This window comes from Mesorhizobium sp. M7A.F.Ca.US.006.01.1.1 (genome assembly GCF_003997935.1).
Lineage (GTDB): Bacteria > Pseudomonadota > Alphaproteobacteria > Rhizobiales > Rhizobiaceae > Mesorhizobium.
Genome location: NZ_RZQL01000061.1, coordinates 17,878 through 29,932, shown reverse-complemented (window position 1 = coordinate 29,932; position 12,055 = coordinate 17,878). Strand labels below are relative to the sequence as shown.

The window sequence follows — 12,055 nt, the reverse complement described above, 5'->3', positions numbered from 1 at the left end:
CCCATGGCGTCTTCGAGAAATGGCCGGACCTCTACTTCGTGATCATCGAGTGCGGCGTCGCCTGGGTTCCATCGGTCCTTTGGCGCCTGGACGCCGACTACAAAGCGCTGCGCAAGGAGACGCCATGGCTGAAGATGCTGCCGTCTGAATATTGCCGGCGCAACATCCGCTTTTCCACGCAGCCGCTGGAGCAGCCTGCAAACATCCAACATCTCTGGTCCACGCTCGAATCGATGGACGGCGAAAACACGCTGATGTTTGCATCAGACTATCCGCACTGGGATTACGACGATGCCAACACGCTGCAAATCCCTCCTGCATGGAAGAGCAAGATCATGGGACTGAACGCGCTGGAAGTCTACAAACGCATCCCCCGCGCGCAAGCCGCGAATGCCGCCTGAGGAAGCATACGATGCCCGAGAAGACATATATCTGCCGCGTCGACGAGATCGAAACAGGGTCTCCGTTCATCGCCAAGATCCGCAGCCTTTCGGTCGGGATTTTCCGTATCGGAGATTCATTCCACGCGCTGCTGAATGTCTGTCCGCACCGCGGCGCTCCGCTTTGCGAGGGGCCGCAATGCGGCACAACCGCGCCCGTTGAACAGGCGCAATTCATCTATCATCGCGAAAACGAGATCGTTCGATGCGCCTGGCACGGGTGGGAGTTCGACATCAAGTCAGGCGCGGCCTTGGTCGATCCCTCCGTTCGCGCGCGCACATTTCCAGTCACCGTCGAAGCCGGCGGCATTTACGTGACGGCCTGATTGGCGCAAGCCGATTGGGATTGGAAAAATTCGAAGGAAAGGTGGCGGAGCCAATAAGCAGATTTGTTAGCCGGTGCTTGACGAGAAATAACGCGGGGAACTCCGCAATGGGAGAGTCAAATGTCAGAATCTGAATACAAGCTTGGTATCGCGCAAAGCCTGATCGGAGGCGGCAAGGTTTCCCGCCGCGACTTCATTCATCTTGGGCTGGCCGCGGGCCTGACCGTTGCCGCCGCCGACCGGCTGTTCGTGAGCACGGCGCGGGCCGAACCGATGCAGGGCGGCTTCGCCAAGCTCGGCATGGCTCATGGCGCGACGACGGACTCGATCGATCCGGCCGGCTACCCCGACACGTTCACACAAACCGCATTTTCGGGCTCGCTGTCCAACAGCCTCACTGAGGTCGACGCCAAAGGCAATGTCCAACCGGACCTCGCCGAGAGCTTTGAAACTTCGGATGGAGCCAAAACCTGGGCCTTCAAGCTGCGCAAAGGCGCAACCTTTCACAACGGCAAGACCGTGACGGCGGATGACGTCGTGACCTCCTTGCAATATCACATGGGCAAGGACACCAAATCGGCGGCGAAGTCGCTGTTGGACTCCGTCGCCGATGTCAAGGCGGACGGCCCGGAAACGGTGGTCTTCTCGCTCAAGAGCGGCAACGCCGATTTCCCTTACATCATGAGTGACTACCATCTGGTCATCATGCCGGCCAAGGACGGCAAGGCGGATTGGGCTTCAGGCGTTCGCACCGGTGCTTTCGTCCTCGAGAATTTCCAGCCCGGCGTTTCGGCCAAGCTCAAGCGCAATCCAAACTACTTCAAGAATGGCAAGCCCTATCTCGACGAGGTGGAGTTCATCGCCATCACAGATCTCGCCGCTCGCATGGCGGCGCTATCCACGGGGGAGGTGGACTATATCGGCCGCGCCGACCTCAAGACGCTCGGCATGTTGAAACGCAATCCCAAGGTGGAAATCGTCGAGGTCACTGGCTACGGGCACTATACCTTGCCGATGAATGTCACGATGCCGCCGTTTGATAATCCGGACGTGCGAATGGCATTGAAATGGGCGATCAATCGCCAAGAAATCGTCGACAAGATCTTTCTTGGCCACGCCACTGTGGCCAACGACAACCCGATCGCGCCGGCCATCAAATTCGCCAAGGATCCGCAACCGCAACACAGCTTCGATCCGGAAAAAGCCAAGCACTACCTGAAAAAGGCCGGAATGGAGAACCTGAAGGTGGACCTCTCGGTGGCCGATGCCGCCTTTGCGGGGGCGGTGGATGCGGCTTCGCTCATTCGCGAAACGGCAGCCCAATGCGGCATCGACGTCAATGTCGTGCGTGAGGCCGAGGACGCTTATTGGGACAATGTCTGGCTGAAGAAACCCTGGTGCGCTTCCTATTGGAGCGGTCGGGCAACCGCCGACTGGATGTTCACGCAAGCCTTTGCCGCGGACTCCAGCTGGAACGAAACGTTCTGGAAAAATCCCCACTTCAACGAATTGCTTGTCCAGGCACGCGCCGAGACGGACGAAGCCAAACGAGCGGCGATGTATGCCGAGATGCAGCAACTAACCCACGATGACGGCGGCAGCATCGTGCTGGTCTTCAACAATTTCGTCAGCGCCCAATCCAAAAAGCTCGCACACGGTGATGTGGCGCCCAACTGGTAGAACGATGGACTGAAAATGGCCGAACGCTGGTGGATCGCCACGGCATGAGATGGCGGGCCGGAGCCGCGATGGTTTTGAGGCTCCGGTCAGCTGGCTCCGAGTGCAGGGTTGCCGCCCAAAGGGAAACGCCACGCACATGAACCCCGTCGCAAGAACGGTCCTGCAGCGCCTTGGCCTCGGTCTGGTCACTTTGTTTATCGTGTCCATCATCATCTTCTCTGCGATCGCGATGCTCCCAGGCGACTTCGCCAAGGCCACGCTCGGGCAGTCGGCGACGCCCGAAACGGTCGCCGCGTTCCAGCGGGAGATCGGCATCGATCGTCCGCCTGTCGAGCGCTACTTCGCTTGGGTCGCCCAGATGCTCCATGGCGATTTCGGCTCTTCGTTTGCGAGCCGCACCGGATATCGGCGTACCGTGGCCGAGATCATCGCACCCCGCCTCTACAACACGATGTTCCTTGCAGCAGTGACGGCGCTGATAGCCGTTCCCCTGGCCTTGGGGCTTGGCATTCTGGCTGCGCTGTACCGCAACGGCTGGTTCGACCGGCTGGTGAATGTCGCGACACTGACAACCATTTCATTCCCGGAATTTTTCGTCGCTTATATGCTCGCCTACCTGGTGATCTCGCGCGACACGTTCATCGGATCCGATTTCGCTCAAACGCTGCCTCATTGGCTCACTGTCTCGCTGAACTGGGCGCTCAATGCGGTTCCCAAATTTCCGACATTGTCGAATGTGAACGATCAGACGCCATTTTGGGAGCATCTCTGGAAAGTCGCCCTGCCGGCAATCACCCTTACGCTTGTAATCGTGGCCCACATGATGCGCATGACCCGAGCGGCCATCATCAACATGCTGTCAAGCCCCTACATCGATATGGCGCGCCTCAAGGGAATGTCCCCGATGGTGATCGTGCTGAGGCATGCCCTGCCCAATGCCTGGGCTCCGATCGTCACTGTGGTCGCGTTCAATCTGGCGTATCTCATCGTCGGAGTGGTCGTGGTCGAGGTCGTGTTCGTTTACCCCGGCATCGGCCAGCTGATGGTTGACGCGGTAAAATCCAGGGATGTTCCGGTTGTCCAGGCCTGCGCCCTGATTTTCGCCGCGACTTATATCCTTCTCAACCTGCTAGCCGACATTATTTCCATCGCCACCAATCCCAGGCTCTTGCACCCCCGATGACCAGATCCGAATCTGTCGCGGAGCTTCAGAGGCTGAGGCGCTCGCGTGCCACCCGGGCGAAAACTGCGCTGAAGAAGGCACCGTTCAGCGCGTGGTTCGGCATCGTCGTGATCCTCGGCTACGTCTTTGTTGCGGTCTTCGCGCACTGGATAGCCCCATATGGCGAGACGCAGGTTTTCAGCGAAGCCTTCGCGCCGTGGAGCCAGGAGTTCAAACTGGGAACCGATCAGCTCGGCCGCGACATGCTCACCCGCTTGATCTACGGTGCGCGCAACACCATCGCTATAGCGGTCGCGACCACGTTGCTGTCCTTCGCGGTCGGCGTCTCGCTCGGCCTTCTTGCCGCATTGTACAGGGGGTGGCTCGACCAGATCTTGTCACGTGCGGTGGACGTGCTGATGTCAATCCCGAGTCTGATCTTCGCGCTGGTGCTGCTGACGATCTTCGGCTCTTCGATCACGAGCCTGATTGTCATCATTGCGCTTCTCGATTCCACCCGGGTCTTTCGGCTTTCTCGCGCCGTCGGGCTTAACGTGGCGGTGATGGAATATGTCGAGGTGGCAAGATTACGCGGCGAGGGACCAAAATGGATCATCGCCAAGGAAATCCTTCCCAATGTCATGCCGCCACTGGTCGCCGAGTTCGGCTTGCGATTCTGCTTCGTGTTCCTGACAGTCGCGGCGCTGTCGTTTCTCGGCGTCGGTATTCAGCCGCCGACGGCCGATTGGGGATCAATGGTGCGCGAGAACGCGACCCTGATCACCTACGGCGACGTCACCCCGCTACTTCCGGCCGGCGCGATTGCTCTCCTTACCGTGTCCGTGAATTTCGTTGTGGACTGGTTCCTGCACGCAACAAGCGGGTTGCGTGATGAAAAGTAGCGGTCCAGGCTCACGCGAAAAAGGCAAGGATCTACTTCAAATCCGCAATCTGCATGTGGAGGGGTTCTCGGACGAGCGCTGGCATCCGATTGTCCGCGGGATCGATCTGACGCTGAAGCGGGGCGAGGTTCTTGGCCTGATCGGCGAATCAGGCGCCGGCAAGTCCACCATTGGCCTTGCCGCAATGGGTTATGCCAAGCCGGGCTGCCGGATCATGCAAGGCTCGGTCCTGTTCGACGGGATTGATCTTCTGGCAGTCAATGAAAAAGGGCGCCGTCGCCTCAGGGGCTCCCGCATTGCCTATGTCGCACAAAGCGCGGCTGCCTCTTTCAATCCGGCACATCGGCTCTTGGAACAAACCGTCGAAACAGCGGTGGCGCATGGAATTGCCGGCCGGGAAGAGGCGAACCGGAGCGCCGTCGATCTTTATCGACGCCTTCAACTCCCAGAACCGGAGACCATAGGCTTTCGCTATCCTCATCAGGTCTCCGGCGGGCAGTTGCAACGGGCAGTGACAGCGATGGCAATGGCTTGTCGTCCGGACCTCATAATATTCGACGAGCCAACAACCGCGCTCGACGTGACCACGCAGGTTGAAGTTCTAGCTTCCATTCGCAACATCGTGGAGGAATTCAGCACCGCTGCAATCTACGTGACGCATGACCTGGCGGTGGTGGCGCAAATGGCGGATCGTATCATGGTTCTGCGCCACGGACGCACCCTGGAGGAGGCTGATACACGCCAGATGCTGGCCTCGCCCAGCCAAGAATATACCAAAACGCTCTGGGCCGTACGCAAGCTCGACAAGCCCGAAGTTCCAGCCGATGACTATCTGCTGACGATAGACAACGTTACCGCGGCCTATGCAGGAAAGGTCAAGGTGCTCCAGGATGTCTCCATCAAGGTTCCGCGCGGAAGAACCGTGGCTGTGGTCGGCGAATCCGGTTCGGGCAAATCGACGCTCGCGCGAGTCGTCACCGGTCTCTTGCCGCCAATTTCAGGTTTGATTTCTTTTGCCGGGCAGCCCCTTTCCACGAGCCTGAAGACGCGGCCGAAGGAGGTCCTGCGCCGCATGCAGATGATTTACCAAATGCCCGACAACGCCCTGAATCCGCGCCAGACGGTCGAAGAAATCATAGCTCGGCCGCTCGAATTCTACCTCGGCCTAAAGGGCGCGCAGAAGGATCGCCGGATCTGCGAACTTATGCACATGGTCGAGATGAGCGAGGATTTTCTGGAACGCCTGCCTGGCGAGCTATCGGGCGGCCAAAAGCAACGCGTCTGCATTGCCCGGGCGTTGGCAGCCGATCCAGAGCTTATCATCTGTGACGAGATCACGTCCGCGCTCGACCAGATCGTCCAAGAGGAAATCCTCAAGCTTCTCATGCGCCTGCAGCGTGAACTCGAAATGAGCTACATCTTCATTACCCACGACATTGCTACCGTAAGGGCGATAGCCGACCAAATCGTTGTCATGCACCAGGGCAAAGTCGTTGAACAGGGACTGAAGAGCCAAGTTCTCACACCTCCCCATGCCGCTTACACCGAACGGCTTTTGTCGTCCGTACCGGAAATGGATCCGGACTGGCTTACAAGGCTGCTGGCCAGCCGGAAAGTCTGACAGGGGGACCCCGTCCACCTAGGCCCCTGGCATCCTTCCACGTGCTTTGAAGGGCATGATCGTGCTCCGCTTCAATCGGGCTGGCCAGCCCGACAAACGGAGCTAACCATTTTACCGTTTCGCCGCTAAGAAAGCTGGCGACCCAGGAGATCTCGGTATTAGCTCACGAACAGCAGCTTCTGTTTGCTTAAAAGAAGCGCTCTGAGGCACATCAGAGCTACGACGCAGTCCCTGTGATGTATGCTTTTTGGAAGCGGCTGCTAATCTCTCAATGACCAAGATTGGGCAGCAAAGCTGCCAAGGGGTGTAAGATAAATGCAGCCAGCGAATGGGTGGCCTAGCTTCTTGACTCAATTTGGGCGAACCGCCTCGTAACCAGTTAATAAATGTTAATAAATAACGTCGGGTTAGTCGCGCTGTCTGCAATCCGGGTGGCGAACGAGGATCAAGGAAGGAACAAGGGGGCCGTGCCCAAGTTCGGGGCATGTACCACCGCCGCCGATGAACTCGAGCGGCTGCGCAGCAACAACCGAGGCACGGGATCATGACCGTTCAGATTCGACTTTCCGAGATCGACCACGCCAGGCGCGAAGATCATGGCGACGGTGCCTGGAGCATCGCACCGGACCTGGGTTATTTGCGGCTGGCAATCGTCAATGTCGTGTTCTTCGGCGCACCGCGCAGCGGAGATCGGAACTGGGTGCTAATAGATACGGGGTTGCCGACGTCGAGAAGCAGTATTCTTGCGGTCGCGGAAAAGCGGTTTGGCACCAACGCACGGCCTGCCGCGGTTATCCTGACACACGGCCATTTTGACCATGTGGGAACGGTTCTGGACCTCGCGAATAGGTGGGAGGTGCCCGTCTTCGCGCATCGACTCGAGCGGCCCTATTTGGACGGAACTGAATGTTATCCGGCACCGGATCCCTGGGTCGGGGGCGGACTGATGGCGCTGCTTTCGCCGCTCTTTCCACGCGGGCCGATCGATCTTGGCAACCGATTGGAACTCTTGCCCGCCGACGGATCGGTCCCCGGAATGCCCGGATGGCAATGGCTGCACACACCCGGGCACGCCCCTGGTCACATTTCGCTCTGGCGCGAGGAAGACCGCTCGCTGATCGTAGGGGACGCTTTCATCACCACCGGTCAGGAGTCGGTCTATGAGGTCGCCGTCCAGGATCTCGAGATGCACGGTCCGCCGCGCTACTTCACGCCGGACTGGGATGCGGCGGAAAGATCTGTGAAGCGTCTGGCTGCCCTGAACCCTCAGATGGTCATCACTGGACACGGTGCGGCTGCCGCTGGAGTGGGCATGCGTAAAGCTCTTGACAGTCTGGCTGAGCGCTTCACGGTGTTCGCCGTCCCGCCGAAATCAAAATTCGTACGCGAGCCAGCGATGGCTGCAAATAGCTGAGGTAACCGAGCCGCCGTCGTTGTGAATATGGTCACGTTGGACAACTCCATCTCTCGAGCAGGTAGAGTTCCCCCTCGGGTCGCGCCCATGTCGCCCAAACACTGACAAGCGGAACAATCCCGGGAGGTGCCAGTTAGGCGTCGCACGCTTGGGCGACTTGCGGCCAGCCCCGTCCCGGCTCCACCAGCTTGATGGGGTGATCGACTTAGCTGTGCTCCATCGCCGTGCCGCCGAATGGAGTCTGTGCACGAGCCAGCGAGGAGGAACAAACCTAGGAAGCGCCAGTTAGGTCCTTCGTCCGGCGGAGGGCGGCACCCCGGCCACGCGCCTTGAAGTTGGTTCAGAGGAAGGCTTCAGATGAGAAGTGCCAAGAGCGCGTGCCCCAAGAACGCGTCCTCTCCAGGATTGGTGGCCGAGCAAGTGTTGTTGCCATCCAGCCCCAAGCCGGGGCGGCAACTGCTCTGGATCCCGGCAATCGCATTCTTGCCCGGTTGCGCGGGGGGTGTGCTCGACCCGCAAGGACCCATTGGCTCGGGCAACCGCACGATCCTCTTGAACTCACTGGCGGTGATGCTGGTGATCGTTGTTCCGACGCTTGTTGCGCTCTTGGCCTTCGCATGGAAATTCCGCGCCTCGAACAGCGACGCGCGCTATGACCCGGAGTTCACCTATTCGGGGCGCATCGAGTTGATCGTCTGGTCGATCCCCACGCTCACCATCCTTTTCCTTGGCGGGCTGATCTATTACGGATCGTACCAGCTCGATCCGCGCAAACCGATCCCTTCCGCGCAGCCGCCGCTCGACATCCAGGTGGTGGCGCTCGACTGGAAATGGCTGTTCCTCTATCCCGAGCAGGGCGTGGGCGCTGTCAATCAATTGGTCATCCCCGCCGGCGTTCCAGTTCATTTCAAGCTGACCTCGGCCAGCGTGATGAACACGTTCTTCGTGCCCCAGCTTGGCAGCATGGTCTACGTCATGAACGGCATGCAGACCGAGTTGCATCTGCAGGCCGACCGCGAGGGCAGCTTTTTCGGCCAGTCGGCGCACTTCAGCGGCGACGGCTTCTCGGACATGAACTTCAGCGTGAGCGCGGTTTCAGCCGATGCCTTCACCCGCTGGACGTCGTCGCTGCGTGGCGGCGGTGGCGTGCTCAACGCGAATGCCTATCGCGAGCTCGCCCGGCAAAGCACCAACGTGCCGCCGTCCACGTTCGGCCATGTTCAGCCCGGGCTGTTCGATGCCGTCGCTCAGCAGATATTGCCCCCGGGTCCGGGGCCGGCCGAAAGTGCCGCCGGCGGCGAGCCACAGGTGAGCCCAAAGGCATTGCCCGCGGCGGCGCCGCCGACGGGGCATCATCCACAGGCAGAAGGGGCGGAATGACGATGCTGGGCAAGCTCGACTCGTCGGCCATTCCCTTCGATCAACCCATCCCGCTCGTCGCGGCTCTCGGCGTCTTTCTGGCAGCGGTCGCCGTGCTTGGATGGATAACGGTGAAGGGCTACTGGCCCTATCTGTGGAACGAGTGGATAAGCTCGGTCGACCACAAGCGCATCGGCGTGATGTACATTGTGCTGGCGATGCTCATGCTTCTGCGTGGCTTCATCGATGCCATCATGATGCGCACGCAACAGGTGCTGGCGATCCACGGGCCGGGCTACCTGCCGCCGGAGCATTACGACCAGATCTTCTCCGCGCACGGCACGATTATGATCTTCTTCGCGGCGATGCCTTTCATGATCGGCCTGATGAATTTCGCCGTACCGCTGCAGCTTGGCATACGCGATGTAGCCTTTCCGACACTCAATTCCGTCAGCTTCTGGCTGACGGCTTCCGGAGCCCTGCTGGTCAACATCTCGCTTGTCATCGGTGAGTTCGCGCGCACCGGCTGGCTGCCCTATGCCCCCTTGTCGGAGACCACCTACTCGCCGGGCGTCGGTGTCGATTACTATCTGTGGTCGATCCAGATCTCCGGCGTCGGCACGCTGCTTACCGGCGTCAACCTGGTGACGACCATCCTCAAGATGCGTGCGCCTGGTATGGGCTACCTGCGAATGCCGATGTTCTGCTGGACCTCGCTCGCGTCCAACCTGCTCATCGTCGCAGCCTTCCCGATCCTCACCGCCACGCTGGCGATGCTGACGCTGGACCGCTATCTCGGCTTCCATTTCTTCACCAACGAAGCCGGCGGAAATCAGATGATGTTCGTCAACCTGATCTGGGCCTGGGGCCATCCCGAGGTCTACATTCTGGTGCTTCCCGCCTTCGGCATCTTCTCCGAGGTCTTCTCGACATTCTCGTCAAAGCCGCTGTTCGGATACCGTTCGATGGTCGCGGCCACGATGTTCATCTGCATCGTCTCGTTCATGGTCTGGCTGCATCATTTCTTCACCATGGGCGCCGGAGCAGACGTCAACGCCGCCTTCGGCATCGCCACGTCGGTCATCGCCGTCGGCACCGGGGTGAAGATCTACAACTGGCTCTTCACCATGTATGGCGGGCGCATCCGCTTCGACACGCCGATGCTTTGGGCGCTGGGCTTCGTGACCACCTTCACCGTCGGCGGCATGACCGGCGTTCTGCTTGCCGTTCCACCGGCCGACTTCGTGCTGCACAACTCCCTTTTCCTCGTCGCGCATTTCCACAACGTCATCATTTCGGGCGTGCTGTTCGGCGCGTTCGCCGGCTTCACCTACTGGTTTCCCAAGGCGTTCGGATTCCGCTTGCACGAAGGCTGGGGCAAGGCCGCATTCTGGGTCACCTTGGCCGGCTACATTCTGGTCTTCGTGCCGCTCTATATCGTCGGTCTGCTCGGCATGACGCGGCGCCTGCAGCATATCGACATGGATCTTTGGGCGCCATGGCTGGTGGTGGCCGTGTTCGGCGTGCTGGTGATGATCGCCGGCGCCGCACTGCAGATCATGCAACTCGCCGTTTCGATCCGACATCGCGACAAGCTTCGCGATGAGACAGGCGACCCATGGGACGGGCGTTCACTGGAATGGTCGACGTCTTCCCCTCCCCCCGTTTTCAACTACGCGCGGCTGCCTTACGTCGAGGATGAAGAGCCCTACTGGCGCATCAAGCAACGGGCAAGGGAGGAGAAGAGGCCCGGTGCGGAGGAAGGATACGAGCCTATCGAGATGCCGCGCAACAGCCCGACAGGCTTCGTCACCGCCTTCTTCAGCACGCTGATCGGGTTCGCGCTGATCTGGCACATATGGTGGCTGGCGATCGTCGGCTTCATCGGCGCCTACGCGACCTTCGTCGTCTTCGCCTGGCGCGATCATGGGGATTATGAGATTCCCGCCGAAGAGGTCGCGCGCATCGACGATGACCACAAGGCCGCACAGTCAGCCCGGCTGCGGCGCTGGGAGCGGCCGGCATGAGCGATCACGCGCTACCCGGCGACTTCGGCGCGGGCACCCAGGCCCGAGACCCCTATCGGCTTGGTCAGGGCGGCCGACACGGCGTGCGCTCCGCGACCGGCCACGGTGAAGGCGGCCCGGCCTCGAAATTCGTCACCGTGGCATATGGCTTCTGGATCTTTCTGCTGTCCGACATCATCATATTCTCGGCCTTCTTCGCGGCGTATGCCGTGCTTGCCAAGGCGACCGCCGGCGGACCGACCGGCAAGGATTTGTTCGAGCCCACCCGCGTTGCGGTGCAGACGGGCCTTCTGCTCACGTCGAGCTTCACCGGTGGCCTGGCGACACTCGCGACCCATCGCAGATCGATGGCTGCCACGCAGGCCTGGCTGCTCGTCACCGGATTGCTCGGGGCAGCCTTCCTGTTTCTGGAGGTACAGGAATTCGCGGCGATGATTGGCGAGCAGGCGGGGCCTTCGCGCAGCGCATTTCTATCAGCCTTCTTTGCGCTCGTTGGCTGCCACGGCACCCATGTCGGGCTGGGGCTGCTCTGGCTGGGCACAATGATGGCGCAGCTATGGGTCAAGGGTTTTCGGTCGGATATTTTGCGGCGGCTCCACTGCTTCGGGCTTTTCTGGCACGCACTCGACATCATCTGGGTCGCCATCTTCACCCTGGTCTATCTGTTGGGAGCATCGCCATGACCGACACCGAGAGCAGGCCCGGCGAGATGCAGGACCGCCGCGATTCCGCACCGGGCGAGGAACGTATAACCGAGCACGAAGTGGCTGGAGGGCTGTTGGGCTATGTGATCGGCTACGGCCTGGCCATCCTGCTCACGATCGCGTCATTCCTGGCGGCTCAAACCGATCTGATTTACCAGCCGGCGGTGATTTCGGCCCTGGTGGTGCTCGCTGTTGCGCAGATGGGTGTGCATCTAGTCTTTTTTCTGCACCTGACCACCGGGCCGGACAACACCAACAACATCCTGGCCTTGGCCTTCGGCGTGCTGATCGTTGCGCTGGTGGTCCTGGGCTCGGTTTGGATCATGGCCCACCTGAACGAGAACATGGCCGCCATGACGGCCCATCAAGCCGGAACGATGCCTTAAACCTCGCCCTGCTAGTCTTGGCTGAGGTGATATG

At 60.2% G+C, this 12,055-nt stretch carries 11 protein-coding genes; all 11 read left to right on the top strand.

Annotated features, from left to right (window positions below; genetic code table 11):
• On the top strand, nucleotides 1-401 hold a 401-nt coding region (locus tag EN943_RS13210; protein ID WP_164778183.1), incomplete at its 5' end, for an amidohydrolase family protein.
• 11 nt (nucleotides 402-412) lie between these two features.
• Nucleotides 413-766 carry a Rieske (2Fe-2S) protein gene (locus EN943_RS13205; protein ID WP_023809364.1) on the top strand — a complete coding sequence of 118 codons (354 nt, stop codon included), beginning with the start codon at nucleotides 413-415 and terminating at the stop codon, nucleotides 764-766.
• A 120-nt stretch (nucleotides 767-886) separates the two neighbouring features.
• On the top strand, nucleotides 887-2,446 hold the full coding sequence (locus EN943_RS13200; RefSeq protein ID WP_127412925.1) for an ABC transporter substrate-binding protein: 1,560 nt from the start codon (nucleotides 887-889) through the stop codon (nucleotides 2,444-2,446).
• A gap of 136 nt (nucleotides 2,447-2,582) precedes the next feature.
• Nucleotides 2,583-3,629: an ABC transporter permease gene (locus EN943_RS13195; RefSeq protein ID WP_063173936.1), complete on the top strand. Its 1,047-nt coding sequence runs from the start codon at nucleotides 2,583-2,585 to the stop codon at nucleotides 3,627-3,629.
• A gap of 107 nt (nucleotides 3,630-3,736) precedes the next feature.
• Nucleotides 3,737-4,510 (top strand): ABC transporter permease, encoded by a 774-nt coding sequence (locus EN943_RS13190; RefSeq protein WP_318014155.1) that lies wholly within the window; start codon nucleotides 3,737-3,739, stop codon nucleotides 4,508-4,510.
• Nucleotides 4,500-6,131 carry an ABC transporter ATP-binding protein gene (locus EN943_RS13185; RefSeq protein ID WP_127412924.1) on the top strand — a complete coding sequence of 544 codons (1,632 nt, stop codon included), beginning with the start codon at nucleotides 4,500-4,502 and terminating at the stop codon, nucleotides 6,129-6,131. The genes EN943_RS13190 and EN943_RS13185 overlap by 11 nt, the downstream gene beginning before the upstream one ends.
• Nucleotides 6,132-6,675: 544 nt before the next feature.
• Complete coding sequence (locus EN943_RS13180) at nucleotides 6,676-7,545, top strand: MBL fold metallo-hydrolase (protein ID WP_027162022.1); 870 nt, start codon at nucleotides 6,676-6,678, stop codon at nucleotides 7,543-7,545.
• 357 nt (nucleotides 7,546-7,902) lie between these two features.
• Nucleotides 7,903-8,925: a ubiquinol oxidase subunit II gene (gene cyoA, locus EN943_RS13175; RefSeq protein WP_064994882.1), complete on the top strand. Its 1,023-nt coding sequence runs from the start codon at nucleotides 7,903-7,905 to the stop codon at nucleotides 8,923-8,925.
• 2 nt (nucleotides 8,926-8,927) lie between these two features.
• Entirely contained in the window at nucleotides 8,928-10,931 is a 2,004-nt protein-coding gene (cyoB, locus tag EN943_RS13170) for a cytochrome o ubiquinol oxidase subunit I (RefSeq protein WP_164778184.1), read from the top strand.
• Complete coding sequence (locus EN943_RS13165; RefSeq protein WP_082826763.1) at nucleotides 10,928-11,614, top strand: cytochrome (ubi)quinol oxidase subunit III; 687 nt, start codon at nucleotides 10,928-10,930, stop codon at nucleotides 11,612-11,614. The genes cyoB and EN943_RS13165 overlap by 4 nt, the downstream gene beginning before the upstream one ends.
• Nucleotides 11,611-12,021, top strand: coding sequence for a cytochrome o ubiquinol oxidase subunit IV (cyoD, locus tag EN943_RS13160; protein ID WP_013525252.1), 411 nt, complete (start codon nucleotides 11,611-11,613; stop codon nucleotides 12,019-12,021). The genes EN943_RS13165 and cyoD overlap by 4 nt, the downstream gene beginning before the upstream one ends.
• The last annotated feature ends 34 nt before the right edge of the window (nucleotides 12,022-12,055 follow it).